Source organism: Nocardia araoensis NBRC 100135 (assembly GCF_000308435.1).
GTDB classification, from domain to species: Bacteria; Actinomycetota; Actinomycetes; order Mycobacteriales; family Mycobacteriaceae; genus Nocardia; species Nocardia araoensis.
Genome location: NZ_BAFR01000138.1, coordinates 1 through 20,066, shown reverse-complemented (window position 1 = coordinate 20,066; position 20,066 = coordinate 1). Strand labels below are relative to the sequence as shown.

Below are 20,066 nucleotides of genomic sequence, written 5' to 3'. Positions count from 1 at the left end.
CCAGGCATGGACATCTCCACCGGCACCCGCGCCTCGAACGCCGAACGCGACGCCGTGGTGCGCCTGCTCGGCAGGCATATGGCGGACGGGCGGATCGATCTGCCCGAGTACGACCAGCGCGTCGCCCAGGTGTACGCCACCACCGACCGGGAGGACCTGCGCGCGGTGTTGTCCGATCTGCCCGAGCTGAGCAAGGACGCGGGCACACCGGCCGCCGCGCGTCCGCGCATCCCGATCTGGCAGCGCATCGAGGGCAGCACCTGGCTCGCCGTGAGCGTGCTGGTGCTCGTCATCTGGGGCGCGATCTCGCTGAGCGTCGGAGCCTTGACCTACTTCTGGCCGATCTGGGTGATCGGTCCGTGGGGCGCGGTCCTGGCGTTCCGCATGGTGGCCGGCTTCGAGAACGGCCGATTCACCCACCGCGCCAGCTGAGCCGTTCCTCGGCGCTGTCACCCGGGTGTGCGGGCGACAGCGCCGTTTTCGGGTTCTACCACCCGCGCCGTGAAGACTCGTGCGAGGGAAACGCGGTATCGCGGCGTGCGGGCTGGTCGCCGCGACGGCGGCTGGGTGGTTCGGCTGCTCGGTCGGAGGGGGTGGGGCGGTCGCGGTAGGAGGTGTCGGGTCGCTCTCGTCGACCGGCCCTGGATTCGAAAGCCCCGGGGTCTTGTCCACGCCCCGATTGCCGGTTCGCTCGTGGCCGCAGGGTTTCCGCGTCGTCGTGGTCATCCGGCCGTCCGGTGGCGTGGCGCGTTGCGCGCTCGTCGTCGCCATGCCGACGTCTCGGAAGGTCGGGACGGCCGGGGGTGGGGTGTGGGTCAGCCGGGTCGGTGCGCGGGGACCGATTGCCGCGCCGGCCGGGCTGGGGCTCGTCGCGGTGGCGGCGCGACCGCGTGGGCCAGCCATGGTCGTCGGAGGGGTGGGGGCCGAACTGGTCGCCGTGAGTCGGTCGATCGGCATCGCCGCGCCGGGACGGCGGTGATGTGTCGGGCCTGCGCTTGGTGGCGCGGCTGTCGTCGTTGACGGCGGAGTCGCGGGAACGTGTCGCAGCGGGTCTTTCGCGGCGGGCCTCGCTGCGGGCGCGGTCGTCCGATGCCGCTGCGGCGCGCACGGCCCCCGCCCGGGATTCGTCGCGCGGCGGCTTCCGGTGGGATCTGTTCGCGTGGGGTGGCTGCGGTGGACGCCCCGGCCGGAGTATCGGAAGTTCCCGGGTGTCCTGGGTGGCACTGACGCCCTTTTCCTGGTACGTCGCGGGGATGTCGTGAGCGCGCAGCCACGCGCCCGGGTCGTGGCGGGCGGCCGTGTCCAGCCACGGAAGGGTGTCCTCGAGCAGATCGAGCAGGTCGCCCGGCTCGTCGCCGAGCGCGCCGCGGATGGCGGGGAAGGCGTCAGGAGTGAACGTCCACTTCCATTCGGACCTGGCGGCACCGTGCCTGCGACCGTGCAGGACGAGGTCGCCGGAGCGGGAGATCTTGGCCCGGACCGTTCGCGCGCCGGACTCGATGACGAGTTCGCCCGTCTCGGTGCGGGTGATCTGCTCGGTCTCGTCGTGGTCGTCGAGTTCGCCGGGGTCGATATCGTCGTCGGGGTCGACGCGGCGCAGCCATTTCGTCACCGCGCCCAGCGGAAGCAGTGGCTGCCGTTCGTCGCGGGTGATCCGCAATGTCCGCGCAATCCCCGCGACAAGATCGACGGGCCCGGAGGATTCCACGGGGTCGGGCAGGTCGTCGTCCTCCGAGTGGGCCATGGGCGCCGACCGCGCGCCGATGCCGGTGCGTCCGGCTCGCTCGCCCCTGCCGTACCCCGGGGTGCCGGATCGCCCGGCTCGACCGGGAAAATTCCCAGGACTGGGAGTTTCGGCCTCCTCGGCGTCGTCCCACGGCGGGTCCGCGTCCTCCAGCGCCCGTAGCTTGATCTCGAACCAGGCCGCGACCAGGGCGGCCGCACCGAAAGCGGCCGCGATGGCCACCTCCACCCGCACATCGCTCAGCAGCGCGCTCTTGCTGCGTTCACAGGCGTGCAGGAACAGCAGGCTTCCGAGTACCAGCCCCGCGATGCGGGCAAGGCGGAACCGGGTACTTGTCCCTGGTGAGGGGGCAGACATCGTGGTGCGCTCCCGAACGTTCCGCTGGCGAATCAGAGGGATCGTATGTGGCCGGAGGGTGTGGCGTCAGTGCCAGTTCGAGACCGCGCGGAATCGACCGACCAATGGATGGGGAGGGTACCGGTGACAGGCAGAGGGCGAGCGGGCGTTTCCGGGGCGCCGTGCGAGGGCCGCGTGGACCGCGCTGCCGATGCCGAGCCCGCGGTGTCGCCGCTGGTCTTGGCAAACCTCGAGCACATGGAAATGCGCGCGAACCGGAGGTGAGTCGATAACCTACGGATATCGCAGAACCACCACTCGGCCGCGCACGCCGTCGGGCCCCGGAAGCCGCCGGTACGCGACGGATACCATGACAGGTCGCCGGATGCGCTGCCCCGACGCGGAACGCCGACCGGGCAGAACACGGAAAGGTCGTCGAACTTGCACCTGAAGAGCCTGACGTTGAAGGGCTTCAAATCCTTCGCGTCCGCGACGACGCTGCGATTGGAACCGGGCATCACGTGTGTGGTCGGCCCGAACGGATCGGGCAAATCGAACGTCGTCGACGCGCTCACCTGGGTCATGGGCGAGCAGGGTGCGAAGGCGCTGCGCGGCGGCAAGATGCAGGACGTGATCTTCGCGGGCACGGCGGGGCGCGCCCCGCTCGGCCGCGCCGAGGTCACGCTGACGATCGACAATTCCGACGGCGCCCTGCCGATCGACTACGCCGAGGTGTCCATCACCAGGCGCATGTTCCGTGACGGCGCGGGCGAATACGAGATCAACGGCAATTCCTGCCGCCTGATGGACGTGCAGGAACTGCTCAGCGACTCCGGTATCGGCCGCGAGATGCACGTCATCGTGGGCCAAGGCCAGCTGTCGGCCATCCTGGAGTCGCGCCCGGAGGACCGTCGCGCGTTCGTCGAGGAGGCCGCCGGTGTGCTCAAGCACCGCAAACGCAAAGAGAAGGCGGTCCGCAAGCTCGAGGCCATGCAGGCCAACCTGGCCCGGCTGACCGACCTCACCACCGAACTGCGCCGCCAGCTCAAACCGCTGGGCAGACAGGCCGAGGTGGCGCGCAGGGCCCAGACCGTGCAGGCCGATCTGCGCGACGCCCGGCTGCGGCTGGCCGCAGACGATCTGGTCACCCGGCGCGAAGAGCTGGCGAGCCAGCAGAGCAAGGAAGCGTACGCGCGCGAGCAGCAGATCACCGTGCACTCCGAGCTGGACGCCGCGAACGCAGCGCTGGCGCAGCAGGAGTTCCAGCTGTCCCGGTTGACGCCGAGTGCCGAGGCCGCCGCGCAGCTGTGGTTCCAGCTCTCCGCGCTCGCCGAGCGGGTCAACGCGACCATCCGCATCGCGGGCGACCGGGCGCGGCACCTGGACACCGCCGCTCCGGTCAGCGCGGGCCGCGATCCCGAGCAGCTGGAGGCCGAAGCCGACCGGGTCGAAGCCGAGGAGGCCGAGCTGCGCGAAGCGGTGGAGATGGCCGCGGAGACCTTGGAGGCGGCCCGAGACCAACTGGCCGAACGCGAACATGCCGCCAAGGCCGCCGAGCAGGCGCACCTGGCCGCCGTGCGGGCGATCGCCGACCGGCGCGAGGGAGTGGCCCGGTTGTCCGGCAAGGTGGACACCCTGCGGGCCAGGGCGCAGTCGGTGGACGCGGAGATCGCGCGACTGTCGGTCGCCATCGCCGAGGCCCGTCATCGCGGCGAGGCGGCCCAAGCCGAATTCGACACGGTGCAAAGCGAACTCGCCGAGCTCGACGCGGGCGAGGCCGGCCTGGACGCGCAGCACGAGCACGCGGTGCAGGCCCTGGCACTGGCCGATCAGCGGGTCACCGAACTCCGCGAGCAGGACCGCGACGCGAGCAAGCGGGTCGCATCGCTCGGCGCGCGCATCGAGGCGCTCGAAATGAACCTGGCGCGCCGGGACGGTGTCGCCTGGCTGGTGGAGCACCGCGAACAGGGATTGCTCGGTCCGCTGTCGGCGCTGCTGCGCGTGCACGGCGGCTTCGAGGCGGCGGTCGCCGCCGCGCTCGGCCCGCTGGCCGACGCCGTCGCCGCCGATACCGGCGAGTCCGCGCACGCCGCGATCCAGGCGCTGAAGGACGCCGACGGTGGCCGCGCCGCCATCGTCTTCGGCGCCGAGCACGCCGATCGGCCGCAGCCCGGCGCGTTGCCCGACGGCGCCCGCTGGCTGGTCGACGTGGTGGAGTGCCCCGACACGGTGCGCGGCGCGATCGCGGCGCTCACCGCCGGGATCGCCGTGGCCGATGATCTGCCCGCCGCTCGTGCGCTGGTCGCGGCGCGGCCCGAGTTGCGCGTGGTCACCCGGGACGGCGACCTGGCCGGAAACGGCTGGCTGCTGGGCGGTTCCGATCGCGCGCCCAGTCAGTTGGAGATCCAGGCCGACATCGATGCCGCCCGGGCGGACCTGGTCGCGGCGCAGCGGCGTGCCGAGGAACTCGAGGCCGCGCTGTCCGGCGCGCTCGAGGAGCAGGCCGACCGCAAGGACGCCGTCGACCACGCGCTGCTCGCCTTGCACGAATCAGACCAGGCGCTGGTGGCGATCTACGAACGGCTGGGCAGGCTCGGCCAGACCGCCCGCACCGCGCACGCGGAGAGCGAACGGCTGGTCGGCCAGCGCGACGACGCGGAGACGAGCCGGGAAGAAGCGCTCGCCTCGCTCGCCGAACTGGAAGACCGCCTGCGCCATGCGGAACTCGAACAGGCCGAGGTCGACGCCGACGGCGCGGGCGCGGCGGGCACCGAGGCCGCAGGCCGGGCGCGGGAGGAGGCGGCGTCCGCGTTGGCCGAGGCGCGGGCGATGGAGGTCGAGGCCAGGCTCGCCGTGCGCACGGCCGAGGAACGGGCGGAATCGGTGCGCGGCAAGGCGGATTCGCTGCGCCGGGCCGCACGCGCCGAGCGGGAGACCCGGGCCCGCGCCGAGCGCGCCCAGGCCGCCCGCAAGAAGGCGGCCGAGGTGGCCGCCGCCGTGGCCGAGTCCGGCGCGAAGATCGCCGCCGAACTCGAGCGGGTGGTGGCCGAGGCGGGCGCTCGCCGGGACGAGCTGGTGCGCAAGCGCTCGGAATGCGCCGCGCAGGTGGAGCAGGTCAAGGAACGGGTGCGTGCGCTCACCGCGCAGCTGTCCCAGCTCACCGACGCCGTGCACCGGGACGAGGTGGCGAAAGCACAGGCGGCGCTGCGCATCGAGCAACTCGAGTCGACCATCGCCGAGCAGTTCGGCATCGCGCTGGACGACCTGATCGCCGAGTACGGTCCGGACGTGCCGCTGCCGCCGTCGGCGCTGGAGATGCAGGAGTACGAGCAGGCCAAGGAGCGGGGCGAGCAGGTGAGCGAACCCGCGCCGATGCCCTACGACCGGCAGACCCAGGAGCGTCGCGCCAAGCGCGCGGAGAAGGATCTCGCCACCCTCGGCAAGGTCAATCCCCTTGCGCTGGAGGAATTCGCGGCGCTGGAGGAACGCTACAACTTCCTGGCCACGCAGCTCGAGGACGTCAAGAGCGCGCGCAAGGATCTCCTCGACGTGGTGGCCGAGGTCGATGCCCGCATCCTGCAGGTGTTCACCGAGGCTTACGCCGACGTGGAACGCGAGTTCGTCGAGGTGTTCGCGAAACTGTTCCCCGGCGGCGAGGGCAGGCTGCTGCTCACCGACCCCTCGGACATGCTCACCACCGGCATCGAGGTGGAGGCCCGTCCGCCGGGCAAGAAGGTCAAGCGGCTGTCGCTGCTGTCCGGTGGCGAGAAGTCGCTGACCGCGGTCGCGTTGCTGGTGGCCATCTTCCGCGCCCGGCCCTCGCCGTTCTACGTGATGGACGAGGTCGAGGCGGCGCTGGACGACACCAACCTGCGCCGCCTGATCGGCCTGTTCGAACAGTTGCGGGAGAAGAGCCAGCTGATCGTCATCACCCACCAGAAGCCGACGATGGAGATCGCCGACGCGCTCTACGGCGTCAGCATGCGCGGTGACGGCATCACCCAGGTGATCTCCCAACGGCTGCGCGGGGAGAATCTGGCCCCGGTCGGTGCGGCGGGCTGAACCGCCGCCCGGTCATCCGCGGAGGATGGTGGTTCTCGCCTCAACTGTCCAGCAGCGCTTTGATCTGCGCAGCGCCGGTTTCCGCCAGCCAGGCGTCGAATGTCCGCAGTCCGGGGTGGATTCGGCGGATCTCATCGACGTCGGCGTTCCATCCGCCCGTGTGGCGCATCAATCGCCAGGTGTTGCCGATCTCCGTGCCGAGCGCATCCGCCTCGGCTTCGGAGACCTCGTGATAGCGGACGGGGTGGCCGGTCGCCGCGCTGATCGCCGCGGCGGCCGCGGGCGGAGCCAGTACGTCGCCGGCGAGTTCGAGGACGCGGCCGTGGAACCCGTCCGGATCGGCGAACGCCAGTGCGGCGATGTCGCCGATATCCGCGACCGCGATGACCTTCATCGGGCCTTCGGCGGGAAACAGGTGCCGGTGCACGCCGTCGAAGATGCCGTCGACCGGTGACGTGCGCAGCAGATAGTTCTCCATGAAGCGCACCGGGCGCAGCAGGGTGTAGCGGACGCCGCTGGCGATGATCGCATCTTCGATGCGCTTTTTGCCGGTCGCCCCCCACGACGTGTTGTCGCCCATCGAGGCGATGCCGGTGAACACGATCTGCCGCACACCGGCCGCACGCGCGGCGTCGACGACGGCTACGCCACGCGCCGCTTCCAACTCGACATCCCAGCCTTCCGGGCCGTATGCGGCGGGCGGGACCAGGAACAGTCCGCTGACACCGGCCAGCGCCGCGGGCAAGGTCTCGGGGGAGTCGAAGTCGCCGACGACGAGTTCCGCACCCGCCGCGGCCAATTCCTGTGCGGCAGGTGCTTGCGTATCGCGCACCAGCGCTCGCACCGCCCTGCCGTCGGCCAACAGCCTGCGGGCGGTCACGCCGCCCTGCTTGCCGGTGGCTCCGGTGACCAGAATGAGGTTGTGCTGAGGGGACATGCTCCGCCTTCTCTGCTCGATAGAATCGGGTTGGTTGACCCGGATTCGGACGATACGGGTGCCGCGACCCGATTGACCAGCTCGCTAGTCGGAAGGCCGTAACGAAATGACCGCATCGCTCGCCTCGGGCGGGATGTCCCGAGCCGATGCCCGCCGCAATCGCGCCCTCGTGCTGGCGGCCGCGCAGCGCGCCTTCGCGGAGGAGGGCGCCTCGGTGTCGCTCGTCGAGGTAGCTCGCCGAGCGGGTGTCGGCGCGGGCACCGTCTATCGGCACTTCCCCACGAAAGGCGCTCTGCTGGAGGCGGTCATGCAGCAGCGCATCGACCGGTTGGCGAAGATGGCCGCCGACCATCTCGCCGCGCCGGATCCCGGAACCGCCTTTTTCGACTTCTGTACCGCGGTGATCGCCACAACGCCGGACAACCAGGCGCTATGCGACCTCGTTCAGTCCGACGACGGCTGGCCGCGTGCGCTTATACAGAGCGCGGGGGTGCGTTTCCACGGAGCGTTGGCCGCCCTGCTCGCCGCCGCTCAGCGAGAGGGAGCGGTCCGTGCCGACATCGAACTCGACGACGTGCTCGGGATCTTCACCGCATGCGTTGCGATTCAACGACTTCGGAAGGCGCGGGGCGGCGTGGACCGGACCGCCGCGATGGTGCTGGACGCACTGCGCGCGGGGCCGGTACGGCCGATGGTGACGAAACGGGAGGCCGGAGCAGAAGACCATAACGAAACTGTGGATCGTAACGAAAGCGAAGGCGACCGCTGCCCGGTGTGTCATGCGGCGGTCCCGCGGGCCGGGACCGGCCGCCGGGCCAAGTACTGCTCGGCGGCATGCCGTCAGAAGGCCCATCGCCGACGGGCGGCGGCGCGTTGAGCCGAATGGCGCATTTGTGCCATTCGATTCTCCGCTGCGCCACGGACCGATCGGACACCGGCCCGCGAACCGGGTGCGCCGGTGTCCAGCAGCGGAGCCGAACAGAATTACCGGATGCTCAGAGCAGGTCGCTGACGTCGTCCGGCACGTCGACGGCGTACTTGCGCAGGATGTCCATCGAGATCACTTCCAGAGCGTTCTCGTGCGTGGCGGCCAGCACCACGGGCGCGGCGACGCCGTCCTCGTGCGCGTGCAGCCATCGCACGGCGACCACGCACCACCGGTCACCCGGCTGTAAGCCGGGGAAATTGTTCTCCGGGCGCGGCGTGCTCAAATCATTTCCGATGGAAGCTTGATGCTCCAGGAATTCTGCCGTGACGACGGTGCACACGGTGTGGCTGCCCAGATCCTCCGGCCCGGTACTGCAGCAGCCGTCCCGGTAGAAACCGGTGAGAGGATCGGTGCCGCACTCTTCCAGCGGCCCCCCAAGCACGTTTCGATCGGTCACGTCGCCGATCCTATTGTCCCTTCGCGAGAAGTTCCGCAGGACAAGAAATCTGGAGGGCTGTGTCGGTGCCCGCCTTTCCTCGCCGACGGCCCGGTACCTGCGATGTTCGCCGAGTTCGCGGCGCGGGCCCGGTCGTGCGACTCGCGCGCCGGGTGCGGCTCGGGGCCGATCCCGTGACGGTCGGTCTGCAAGGATGGTTCGCGTGAGTCCCGAAGTCTGGATCCTGATCGCCGCGGTCGCCGCACTGCTGCTCGTCGTGCTCGTCGCCGGTTTCGTCCGGTACAGGCGCGGCCGCGTGTCGCTGACTCCGCCCACGCAGGAGAAGGAGCTGACCGACCGGTCCGGTGGTTACACCGCGTCCGGCGGATTCTCCTTCAGCCGGGGCGGCGCGGCGACCGAACCGCAACCGGTCGAGCGCACCGATACCGAAGGACAGCCGCACGTCGGCGACGACGCCGCGATCCCGCGCGACGCACCCAAACGCGGCATCACGAACGTCCCGTTGCCGGAGTCCGACGTCACCGAGGTGGCTCCCGCCCCGGATGTCGTGGAGCCGACCACCGAGCCCGAGACGGCCGAGGCGACACCGCAGGCGACCGAGGCGGTGGAAACCCCGCAGGCGCCGGCCGAGGACGCGACCGCCGAACCGGTCGCCGACACCGCAGGGCCGGACACCGGGGTCACCACCGAGATAATCGCGCCCGACACGCCCGCGGGCGTGGAGGCGCCCGTCGCGCTGGAGGAGATCGAGCCCACCGCGGGCCGCTTGGTCCGGCTGCGCGGACGGCTGTCGCGCTCCCAGAACGCGGTCGGCAAGAGCCTGCTCGGGCTGCTCGGCGGCGGTGACCTGGACGACGACTCGTGGGAGGAGGTCGAGGACACCCTCGTGCTCGCCGACCTCGGCACCGCGAGCACCACGGCCGTCGTCTCCCGGCTGCGTTCGGAGATGGCGGCGCGCAGCGTGCGGACCACCGACCAGGCGCGTGCCGTGCTGCGCGACGTGCTGATCGAGCAGCTGCGACCGGAGCTGGACCGCTCGGTGCGCGCGCTGCCGCACCCCGATCACCCGTCCATCCTGCTCGTGGTCGGCGTGAACGGCACCGGCAAGACCACCACCACCGGCAAGCTCGCGCGCGTGCTCGTGGCCGACGGCCGCCGGGTGCTGCTCGGCGCCGCCGACACCTTCCGCGCGGCGGCGGCCGACCAGTTGCAGACGTGGGGCGAGCGGGTCGGCGCCGACACCGTCCGCGGCCGTGAGGGCGCCGACCCGGCGGCGGTCGCTTTCGACGCGGTGGCGGCGGGCGTCGAGCGCGGCGTCGACGTGGTGCTGATCGACACGGCCGGGCGGTTGCACACCAAGACGGGTCTGATGGACGAGCTGGGCAAGGTCAAGCGCGTCGTGGAGAAGAAGGCCGCCGTCGACGAGGTCCTGCTCGTGCTGGACGCGACCGTCGGGCAGAACGGACTGACCCAGGCCCGCGTGTTCGCCGAAGTGGTGGACATCACAGGCGTGGTGCTGACCAAGCTGGACGGGACGGCCAAGGGCGGCATCGTCTTCCAGGTCCAGCACGAACTGGGCGTGCCGGTGAAGCTGGTCGGGCTCGGCGAGGGCGCCGACGACCTGGCTCCCTTCGAGCCCGCCGCGTTCGTGGACGCGCTGCTGGGCTGAGCCGTTCCGCTCGCCGAACTCGGCCGAAAGAGGTTGTCGCCCGCGGCGTTCCGGTCACGAGGTGCGCCGTGGGTGTTCGTTGTAGCGCCGCCGCCCGCGGTGCGAGGGCGGTCACACCCCGGAAGTTTGCCCACTCCTCGTGCGCGGTAACGAATGTCCGATTTACCGAATACCGTGCTCACAGCGCCGGAAAAGCCCCGGTGTACGTGACGAAACGTAGTGGCAACACGGCTGCGCCATCCGTTCACGTAGGTGAAACACGGCAGCTCTACGGATGAAACACCGAGTTAGGACCCTTCTGTTCAGGTCCATTTGCCGGAGTCGGCTGGGCCCGAGATGAGGAGGACATTAAGGTGGCTTTTCCACTTACCGGTGCACCGGATACCGGTGACACCGCATGGATGCTGGCGAGTTCGGCGCTGGTGTTGCTGATGACGCCGGGCCTGGCTTTCTTCTACGGTGGCATGGTCCGGTCGAAGAACGTGCTCAACATGATCATGATGAGCATCGGCGCCATGGGCCTGGTCGGCGTTTTGTGGTCGCTGTACGGATACTCGACGGCCTTCGGCGACAACACGTTCGGCGTGATCGGTGATCCCACGCAGTTCTTCGGCCTGAAGGGCCTGATCGGCGGCAACTCCGTCGCCGAGGTCAAGGACGCGGCGGGCGCGGTCACCACCGAAGCGGTGAACATCCCGCTCGCGGGCACGATTCCGGCGACCGTCTTCGTCGCCTTCCAGCTGATGTTCGCCATCATCACGGTTGCCCTCATCTCGGGTGCGGTCGCCGACCGCTTGAAGTTCGGCGCGTGGATGCTGTTCGCGGGCATCTGGGCCACTGTGGTCTACTTCCCGGTCGCGCACTGGGTGTTCGACTTCGACGTGAAGGACGCCGACGGCACCGTCGTGCACGAGGGCGGCTGGATCGCCAACAAACTGCTCGCGGTCGACTTCGCCGGCGGCACGGCGGTGCACATCAACGCCGGTGCGGCCGGTCTGGCCCTGGTGCTGGTGCTCGGCAAGCGCAAGGGCTGGCCGACCACCCCGTTCCGCCCGCACAACCTGCCGTTCGTCATGCTCGGCGCCGGTCTGCTGTGGTTCGGCTGGTTCGGCTTCAACGCCGGTTCCGCGGTGACCTCCGGCGGCCTCGCCGGTTCGACCTTCATCACCACCACCATCGCGACCTGCGCCGCGATGCTGGCCTGGCTGCTGGTCGAGAAGATCCGCGACGGCAAGCCCACCTCGCTGGGCGCGGCCTCGGGCATCGTGGCGGGCCTGGTCGCCATCACCCCGTCGTGTTCCTCGGTGAACGTGCTCGGCGCGCTCGCCATCGGCGTCGTCGCGGGCGCGCTGTGCGCTCTCGCGGTCGGCCTGAAGTTCAAGTTCGGGTTCGACGACTCGCTCGACGTGGTGGGCGTGCATCTGGTCGGCGGCATCGTCGGCACCCTGATGGTCGGTTTCGTCGCGGCGCCCGAGGCGGGTGCGGCCAAGACCGGTCTGTTCTACGGCGGCGGATTCGATCAGCTGTGGCGACAGGCGGTGGGCGCCGGTGCGGTACTTGCGTTCTCCTTCGTCGCGACCCTGATCATTGCCTATATCGTGAAGTTCACCATTGGGCTGCGCGTGAGCGAGGAAGCAGAGTCGGTCGGCTTGGACGAGTCCGAGCACGCGGAAACCGCCTACGACTTCGCCGCTCTGGGTAGCACGGCACGTTCGGCCGTCAAGGAGGCATGACGAACATGAAACTGATCACCGCAATCGTCAAACCGTTCACGCTCGAGGACGTCAAGTCCGGTCTCGAGCAGGCGGGTGTGTTGGGCATGACCGTCAGCGAGGTCCAAGGGTACGGCCGGCAGAAGGGCCACACCGAGGTGTACCGCGGCGCGGAGTATTCCGTCGATTTCGTGCCGAAGGTCCGCGTCGAGGTCGTCGTGGACGACGCCTCCGTCGACAAGGTCGTGGAGGTGATCGTGGAGGCCTCCCGCACCGGCAAGATCGGCGACGGCAAGGTCTGGGTCACCCCGGTGGAAGCGATCATCCGGGTGCGGACCGGCGAACGCGGCACCGACGCGCTGTAGCAGGAACGAGTCGAGCGGCGGCCCCGCTCCCACCGGAGCTCCCGGTCGGAGCGGGGCCGCGCGCATGAAATGGGCGGTGGGTTGTGGCAAGTCAGTACGAGCACGACGGTGATCCGAAGGTCACCGAACAAGGCAACGGCAAGGTGTCCAACGGAGCGGCCGACCTGGTTCGCGCGCGAAGCCAACTGCTCGACGGCGGCCAGCCGCGCAATCCCCGGCTGGACGCCGAGTCGCTGCGTCAGGCGCTGGTCGATCTCTACGAACTCTGGCTCACCAGCAAGGGAGCCGAACTGGGCATCGCACCCGACAGCGGCCTGGCCGTGGTGGCCGTCGGCGGGCTCGGCCGCGGCGAGATGCTGCCGTACTCCGATCTGGATCTGGTGCTGCTGCACGACGACGTCGATCCGGCCCGGGTGGCCGAGGTCGCCGACCAGCTCTGGTATCCGCTGTGGGACGCGCACATCAAACTCGACCACAGTGTGCGCACCGTTCCGCAGGCCTTGCGGGTGGCCGCGGACGACCTCATCGCCGCGCTCGGCATGCTCGAGGCCAGGCACATCGTCGGTGATCAGGAACTGAGCAATCTGCTGATCGGCGGGGTGCGCCGGGAGTGGCGCACCGGCATCCGCTCCCGCTTCGACGAACTCATCGCCCAAGCTCAGGCCAGATGGGAGCGCAACGGCGAGATCGCCCACCGCGCCGAGCCCGACCTGAAGAACGGCCGCGGCGGACTGCGCGACATCCAGCTGCTGGACGCGCTGGCCATCGCCCAGCTCACCGACGCCATGCCCGGATTGGGACCGGACGTGCCGGGCGGCGGATTGAAGCAGGCGCGCCGTCGGCTGCTGGACGTGCGAACCGAACTGCACCGGGTGGCGGGCCGTGCCCGCGACCAGTTGCGCGCGCAGGACGCCGACGAGATCGGCGCGGCCCTGCGCATCGGCGACCGGTTCGACCTGGCTCGCACACTGAGCGATTCGGCGAGGACGGTCAGCTACTCCGTGGACGTGGGATTGCGGACCGCGGCCAACGCGCTGCCCCGCCGGGGATTGGCGCGCCTGCGCCGGATGCCGGTGCGCAGGCCGCTGGACGAAGGAGTGGTCGAGCACGCGGGTGAGGTCGTGCTGGCCAGAGACGCCCGCCCACAGCGCGATCCCGGGCTGATCCTGCGCGTCGCGGCGGCTTCGGCGCAGACCGGCCTGCCGATGTCGGCGACCACCCTCAACCGGCTCTCCGAGGACGCTCCCGAGCTACGTGAGCCGTGGCCCAAGGACGCCCTCAACGACTTGCTGGTCCTGTTGGGCGCGGGCCGCGGCACGATCGACGCGATCGAGGCGCTGGACCGGACCGGGCTGTGGGGCAGGCTGCTGCCGGAATGGGGCGCCGTGCGCGACCTGCCGCCGCGCGATGTGCAGCACATCTGGACCGTCGATCGCCACCTCATGGAGACGGTCGCCTACGCGGGCGGGCTGAGCACCCGGGTGGCCCGCCCCGACCTGCTCGCGCTCGGCGCGCTGCTGCACGACATCGGCAAGGGCCGCGCGGGCGATCACAGCGTGGTCGGCGCGGAACTGGCCACCCACATCGGCCGCCGCCTCGGTCTGTGGCCGTCGGACGTGCGCACGCTCAGCGCGGTCGTGCGTCATCACCTGCTGCTGCCGGAGACCGCGACCCGGCGCGATCTGTCCGATCCGGAGACCGTGCGGTACGTCGTCGACGCGCTCGACGGCGATCCGCAACTGCTGGAACTACTGCACACCCTGGCGGAGGCGGATTCGCAGGCCACCGGTCCCGGCGTATGGGGTGACTGGAAGGCATCGCTGATCGGCGAACTGGTCCGGCGCTGCCGGTTGGTCATGGCGGGCGACCAGCTGCCGACACCGGAGCCGATCGCACCGGAATTGGTCGAGAAGGCCAGGGCGGGCGGGGTGCACGTCGATCTGAAGCCGGGCGAGAGCAAACACACCTATGTGGTCACCGTCATCGCGCCCGACAGCTCCGGTTTGCTCTCCGACGCCGCGGGCGTGCTCGCGCTGCATTCGCTGCGTGTGCTGTCGGCCGCGCTCGGCGTCGAAGGCACGTCCGCGGTGGACACCTTCGTCGTCGCGCCCAAGTTCGGCGATCCGCCGGACCCGGGGCTGCTGCGCCAGGAATTGATCCGGGCCACGGCCGGCGACTTGGACGTGCCCGCGGCGCTGGCCAAACGCGAGCGCGAGGCGGGCACCATCGGTCGCAGCCGGTACGCGCAGGCCCAGCCCAGGGTGATCTGGTCGGACACCTCGGTGCCCGGCCAGGCGATCCTGGAATTGCGCGCCGAGGACCGGGTGGGCCTGCTCAGCCGTCTGGCCGCGGAGCTGGCCGGCTGCGGAGCCGACGTGCGCTGGGCCAAGGTGGTCACGATGGGGTCCGCGGTGGTCGACAGCTTCTGCCTCGACCTGGGCGCCGAGGACAGCCCCGCGCGCCGGGGAGCGATCGAGAAAGCGATCATCGCGGTGGTTCCCAGGACTGCGCCGAAACCTCCCGCTGACGGTGCTCGAGACTCGGAAAATAATGATTAGCAGCACTTTTATCCGGTGATTAATCCGTTGCGCAATATTTGCTGCATCCCAACTCCCGCCTTGTGGCCTGACCCTACGATCTAGAGCGTCCGGCTATCGCGAGCACGAGGGGAGCAGGTCGATGGCAATTGAAGTCGTTTCGGCATCCACGATGACGAGTGACGAGACCGCGCACATGGCGCGCTGCGTCGGCGGCGACCGGTGGGTGGTCTCCTGGCTTCCGGGTCGCACATTGACCGGGCGACAGGCGGTGACCGCGATGACGATCGCCTCAACGGTCGCCACCTCGCCCATCCCGAGTACGACGGAGTGGGCTCTGCTCGACGGCCTGGCCCTCGAGCTGGGCCTGACCGCCAACGAGGCGGTCTTCATGGTGGCCGAGGAGAACCACGACTACCGTAAAACGGCCAGGCCGCGCCGTCGCGCGCTCGACTAGCGGGCCCGCCGCGCCGGGAAGGACGCACCGCCTGCGCGAACACGCGGGCGATCCCATTACCCTGGGAGAGAATGTGACGTCCCCCGAGATCAGGAGCGCGATCGGTGTTCGAATCCCTGTCCGACCGGCTTACCGGTGCCCTCAAGGATCTGCGCGGTAAGGGGCGTCTGTCACCGGCCGACATCGACGCCACCTGCCGCGAGATCCGCCTGGCCTTGTTGGAGGCCGACGTCGCGCTGCCCGTGGTGCGCGGATTCATCGGGCGGATCAAGGAGCGTGCGAAGGGCGCGGAGGTCTCCGCGGCGCTGAACCCGGCCCAGCAGGTCGTGAAGATCGTCAACGAGGAGCTCATCGGCATCCTCGGCGGCGAGACCAGGCGGCTGAACCTGGCCAAGAACCCGCCGACGGTGGTCATGCTGGCCGGTCTGCAGGGTTCCGGTAAGACCACGCTCGCGGGCAAGCTGGCGAAACTGCTGAAGGGGCAGGGTCACCAGCCACTGCTGGTGGCATGCGACCTGCAGCGCCCCGGCGCCGTCACCCAGCTGCAAGTCGTCGGCGAGCGCGCGGGCGTGCCCGTCTACGCGCCGCACCCCGGTACTTCGGTCGGCGGCGGTGAGAACCCGCTGGGCATCTCCGCCGCTGATCCGGTGAACGTTGCGCGCGGGGGTGTCGAAGAGGCCCGGCAGAAGCAGTACGACGTCGTCATCGTCGACACCGCGGGCCGTCTCGGCATCGACGAGGAGCTCATGCGCCAGGCCGCGGGCATCCGCGACGCCGTGCAACCGGACGAGACCCTGTTCGTGCTCGACGCCATGATCGGCCAGGACGCGGTCAACACCGCCGAGGCGTTCCGCGACGGCGTCGGATTCACCGGCGTGGTGCTCACCAAGCTCGACGGCGACGCCCGCGGTGGTGCTGCGCTGAGCGTCCGCGAGGTCACCGGCGTGCCGATCCTGTTCGCCTCGACCGGTGAGAAGCTCGAGGACTTCGACGTCTTCCACCCCGATCGCATGGCCAGCCGCATCCTCGGCATGGGTGACGTGCTCACCCTGATCGAGCAGGCCGAGCAGGTCTACGACGCCAAGCAGGCCGAGGAGGCCGCTCGCAAGATCGGCAGCGGCGAGCTCACCCTCGAGGACTTCCTCGACCAGATGCTGGCCATCCGCAAGATGGGCCCGATCGGGAATCTGCTCGGTATGCTGCCGGGCGCGGGCCAGATGAAGGACGTGCTCGCCCAGGTCGACGACAAGCAGCTCGACCGGGTGCAGGCGATCATCCGCGGCATGACCCCGGCCGAACGGGCGAACCCGAAGATCATCAACGCCTCGCGCCGGCTGCGCATCGCCAACGGCTCCGGGGTCCAGGTCTCCGAGGTCAACCAGCTCGTCGACCGCTTCTTCGAAGCCAAGAAGATGATGACGATGATGGGCCGCCAGATGGGGCTGCCCGGCGCCCGCCGCGGCAACGCGAAGAAGGGCAAGAAAGGCAAGAAGGGCGGGCGCGGCCCGACGCCGCCGAAGGTGCGCGGCGGTTTCCCGGGGATGGGCGGCATGCCCGGCCTGCCCGCGGGAATGCCCGACCTGTCCGACATGCCCGCCGGTCTGGACCAATTGCCCCCCGGCTTGGAGGGCTTCGATCTCAGCAAGTTGAAGTTCCCGAAGAAGTAGCACACTCCGTCGTGCTTCGCGCGGATGATCGACCCGGAATCGGACCGTAGGTTGGAGGCCGCAGGCGAGTTCCAGGAGGTTGCTGTGCACCTACGCGGTGTGGTTCTTCCCGAAGGCGAGGTGCGCGACCTCTGGGTGCGCGACGGCCTGGTGTCGTTCGAGCCGGTGCCCGGAGCCGAAACACTGTGCGGATCCGGGTGGATCGTGCCGGGACTGGTCGATGCGCACTGCCACGTCGGCATCCGGTACGGCGGGGGCCACGAGGACCGCGCGGGCGCCATCGCCCAGGCCGAGACCGAGCGCGATGCCGGTGCCCTGCTGCTGCGCGACGCGGGCTCGCCCATCGACACCAGGTTCGTCGACGACCACGAGGATCTGCCGCGGATCATCCGCGCGGGCCGCCATATCGCCCGTCCGAAGCGCTACATCCGCGAACTGGGCATCGAGCTCGACGACGAACGCGACCTGCCGGAGATCGTCGCCGAGCAGGCCCGCCTCGGCGACGGCTGGGTGAAGATCGTCGGCGACTGGATCGACCGCTCCGTGGGCGATCTGCGGCCGCTGTGGAGCGACGCGATCCTGAAGGAGGCCATCGACGCCGCGCACGCCAACGGCGCGCGGGTCACCGCACACGTCTTCGGTGAGGACGCGCTACCCGGGCTGATCGACGCCGGTATCGACTGCCTGGAACACGGCACCGGCCTGACCGACGAGACCATCGAGATGATGGTCGAGCACGGCACCGCGCTGGTTCCCACCCTGATCAATATCGACACCTTCCCCGGTATCGCCGACAGCGCGGGCAAATTCCCCGTCTACGCCGCGCACATGCGCGATCTGCACCGGCGGGTGCGCGGCACGGTCGCCGCCGCGCACGAGGCGGGCGTGCCGATCTTCGCGGGCACGGACGCGGGCGGCTCCATCCGCCACGGGCGCATCGCCGACGAGATCGCCGCGCTCGCCGCCGCGGGCCTGTCGCGCCACGACGCGCTCGGCGCGGCCTCCTGGCAGGCCCGCGACTGGCTCGGGCGACCCGGCATCGAGGACGGCGCCTCCGCGGATTTCGTTGTCTACGAAGAAGATCCGCGCACCCACCCCGAGACGCTCACCACGCCGTACGCCGTCGTCCTGCGCGGGCGGGTGTACGGCGGGCGCGGCCCGGTCACCGGCCATCGATAACTCGTCACCGCGGCTTCCGCGCGTGTATCCGAAAGCGGCGTAAGGTCGGATTTCGTGACAATTCGCCTCGGATATCAGATGCCCAACTTCAGCTACGGCAAGTCGGTGCGCGAGCTCTTCCCCACGGTGATCGCACAGGCCAGAGAGGCCGAAGCCGCCGGTTTCGACACGGCCTTCGTCATGGACCACTTCTATCAGCTGCCCGGTATCGGCACGCCCGACGAGCCGATGCTCGAGGCCTACACCGCGCTCGGTGGCCTGGCCACCGCGACGGACCGGATCCAGTTGTCGGCGTTGGTCACCGGCAACACCTACCGCAACCCGGCGATGCTCGCCAAGACGGTCACCACGCTGGACGTGGTGAGCGGGGGCCGGGCGGTGCTCGGCATCGGCGCGGGCTGGTTCGAACTCGAGCACCGCTCCCTCGGATTCGAATTCGGGACCTTTACCGACCGCTTCGAGCGGCTCGACGAGGCGCTGCACATCATCCAGCCGATGCTGCGCGGCGAGCGGCCCACCTACCAGGGCAAGTGGTACCGGGTCGAGGAGGCGATGAACGAGCCGCGGGTACGCGACGATCTGCCGATCCTGCTCGGCGGCAGCGGCGAGAAGAAGACCTTCGGGCTGGCCGCCCGCTTCGCCGACCACCTCAACATCATCTGCAACGCGTCCGAACTGCCGCGCAAGATCGAGGCGCTGCGGGCCCGCTGCGCGGAGGTCGGCCGTGATCCGCAGACGCTGGAGACCAGCTACCTGTGCTTCGTCATGATGGACGAAGACGGCGACCTGGTGCGCAAGCAGCAGCGGGATTACCTGAGCCGCATGGGTATCGACCTGTCGGCGATGTCGGACGCCGAGCGGGCGCAGAGTCCGGCCGACCGCCAGTTCGTCGGCACACCGGACGAAGTTGCCGAACAGCTGCGGACCCGCGTTCTCGACCACGGCGTCGACGGTCTCATCGTCAATATGGTGTTCAACGGGCACGAACCGGGCGCGGTCGAGCTCGCCGGGCGCACCTTTGCTCCGCTGGTGCGCTGACGAGCGAGAACCGTACGCGAATACTGTTGGCGCTGGATATGATCGGGCGATGATAGCCCCTCCGTGGCGCGCGTCGTACGGTGTCGACGCGCCGTCGGTGCTGTTGTTGCTGGGAGTTCTCGCGGTCGGGTACCTCGCCGCCGCCCTGGTGGTGGCGCTGTTCCAGCAACTGCGTCCGAGCCTGCTGCTCCTGCTGATCGGCGTCGTGCTGGCCACGCAGTTCGGGTTGTTCCTGCACGCGACCCGCCGGGGCAAGTTCCTGGTCTGGTCGCGCCTGCTCGACGACCTCGAGCTGCGTGGCGACGAACGATTACTCGATATGGGGTGCGGCCGCGGCGCGGTGCTGCTGGCCGCCGCGCGCCGCTTGCCCGCCGGGTGTGCGGTGGGCCTGGATCTGTGGTGCTCGGCGGACCACTGCGGGAACACCCCGGCCACCGCGGAGCAGAACGCGCTCGCGGAGAACGTCGCCGACCGGATCGAGTTGCGCACCGGCGACATGACCCGCATGCCGTTCCCCGACGATGTTTTCGACGTCGTCGTCTCCAGCTTGGCGATTCACGACATCAAGACCGCCGAGGGCCGCGCGGCGGCGGTCCGGGAGGCGTGCCGGGTGCTGCGTCCCGGCGGCAAACTGGTCATCGTCGATATCGGCAACGTCCGGGAGTACCGCGCCGTCCTGGCGGCGAACGGCGCGACCGCGCTCACCCTGCGCTCCGTGGGGTGGCAGATGTGGTGGGGCGGTCCCTGGGTGCCCACCCGCGCGCTGACCGCGACCGCCGCGGGATAGTCCGAGGTGACGTCGCCGACCGTCACTCGAGGGCGCGATTTCTGGCGTGATCACCTCGTCTGGCACAATGGACCACCGTCCTTCCGGACAAGTGTCAGCCCGTCTCCGGTTCCGTACCGCGCGGCGGTCACACACTCGAAAGCGCAAAACCGGGCTCGCAGACCATGCGGGTCGCCGAATTGCGTCGTGAC

15 protein-coding genes are annotated in these 20,066 nt (G+C 69.9%); 12 read left to right on the top strand and 3 right to left on the bottom strand.

The window, feature by feature from the left end; translation table 11 throughout:
* Nucleotides 1-432: DUF1707 SHOCT-like domain-containing protein (locus tag ON21_RS18915; RefSeq protein WP_245562651.1), on the top strand; the 432-nt coding region annotated here is incomplete at its 5' end.
* A gap of 55 nt (nt 433-487) precedes the next feature.
* Here the strand turns inward: ON21_RS18915 and ON21_RS18910 are convergent.
* Nucleotides 488-2,101, bottom strand: coding sequence for a hypothetical protein (locus ON21_RS18910; RefSeq protein WP_157170880.1), 1,614 nt, complete (start codon nt 2,099-2,101; stop codon nt 488-490).
* Between the two features lie 420 nt (nt 2,102-2,521).
* Between ON21_RS18910 and smc the strand changes: the two genes are divergently transcribed.
* Nucleotides 2,522-6,142 carry a chromosome segregation protein SMC gene (gene smc, locus ON21_RS18905; protein ID WP_039799546.1) on the top strand — a complete coding sequence of 1,207 codons (3,621 nt, stop codon included), beginning with the start codon at nt 2,522-2,524 and terminating at the stop codon, nt 6,140-6,142.
* A gap of 40 nt (nt 6,143-6,182) precedes the next feature.
* Here the strand turns inward: smc and ON21_RS18900 are convergent, their stop codons facing one another.
* Nucleotides 6,183-7,079 carry an NmrA family NAD(P)-binding protein gene (locus ON21_RS18900; protein ID WP_039799545.1) on the bottom strand — a complete coding sequence of 299 codons (897 nt, stop codon included), beginning with the start codon at nt 7,077-7,079 and terminating at the stop codon, nt 6,183-6,185.
* Between the two features lie 106 nt (nt 7,080-7,185).
* Between ON21_RS18900 and ON21_RS18895 the strand changes: the two genes are divergently transcribed.
* Complete coding sequence (locus tag ON21_RS18895; protein ID WP_039799544.1) at nt 7,186-7,956, top strand: TetR/AcrR family transcriptional regulator; 771 nt, start codon at nt 7,186-7,188, stop codon at nt 7,954-7,956.
* A 118-nt stretch (nt 7,957-8,074) separates the two neighbouring features.
* On the opposite strand, the gene ON21_RS18890 is transcribed toward ON21_RS18895, so the two are convergent.
* Entirely contained in the window at nt 8,075-8,464 is a 390-nt protein-coding gene (locus ON21_RS18890; RefSeq protein WP_019048221.1) for a DUF2237 family protein, read from the bottom strand.
* Nucleotides 8,465-8,657: 193 nt separating this feature from the next.
* Here ON21_RS18890 and ftsY point away from each other — a divergent pair, with 193 nt between their 5' ends.
* The 9 genes from ftsY to ON21_RS18845 all read left to right on the top strand — a co-directional run bounded on the left by ftsY (nt 8,658) and on the right by ON21_RS18845 (nt 19,875).
* Entirely contained in the window at nt 8,658-10,133 is a 1,476-nt protein-coding gene (gene ftsY, locus ON21_RS18885; RefSeq protein ID WP_444543663.1) for a signal recognition particle-docking protein FtsY, read from the top strand.
* Between the two features lie 353 nt (nt 10,134-10,486).
* Entirely contained in the window at nt 10,487-11,866 is a 1,380-nt protein-coding gene (locus ON21_RS18880) for an ammonium transporter (RefSeq protein ID WP_039799543.1), read from the top strand.
* Between the two features lie 5 nt (nt 11,867-11,871).
* A complete protein-coding gene (locus ON21_RS18875; protein WP_039799550.1) occupies nt 11,872-12,210 on the top strand; it encodes a P-II family nitrogen regulator in 339 nt (112 codons plus the stop codon).
* Nucleotides 12,211-12,353: 143 nt separating this feature from the next.
* Entirely contained in the window at nt 12,354-14,768 is a 2,415-nt protein-coding gene (locus tag ON21_RS18870; protein WP_157170881.1) for a [protein-PII] uridylyltransferase, read from the top strand.
* Nucleotides 14,769-14,889: 121 nt separating this feature from the next.
* Complete coding sequence (locus tag ON21_RS18865) at nt 14,890-15,204, top strand: hypothetical protein (RefSeq protein ID WP_039799541.1); 315 nt, start codon at nt 14,890-14,892, stop codon at nt 15,202-15,204.
* Between the two features lie 104 nt (nt 15,205-15,308).
* Nucleotides 15,309-16,871, top strand: a complete 1,563-nt coding sequence (gene ffh, locus ON21_RS18860) for a signal recognition particle protein (RefSeq protein WP_039799540.1) — start codon at nt 15,309-15,311, stop codon at nt 16,869-16,871.
* A 24-nt stretch (nt 16,872-16,895) separates the two neighbouring features.
* Nucleotides 16,896-18,050 (top strand): amidohydrolase family protein, encoded by a 1,155-nt coding sequence (locus ON21_RS18855; protein ID WP_083880727.1) that lies wholly within the window; start codon nt 16,896-16,898, stop codon nt 18,048-18,050.
* A 54-nt stretch (nt 18,051-18,104) separates the two neighbouring features.
* The gene (locus ON21_RS18850) at nt 18,105-19,088 is read left to right on the top strand and encodes an LLM class F420-dependent oxidoreductase (RefSeq protein WP_039799539.1); all 984 of its coding nucleotides are present in this window, start codon (nt 18,105-18,107) and stop codon (nt 19,086-19,088) included.
* Between the two features lie 49 nt (nt 19,089-19,137).
* A complete protein-coding gene (locus ON21_RS18845; RefSeq protein ID WP_039799538.1) occupies nt 19,138-19,875 on the top strand; it encodes a class I SAM-dependent methyltransferase in 738 nt (245 codons plus the stop codon).
* The last annotated feature ends 191 nt before the right edge of the window (nt 19,876-20,066 follow it).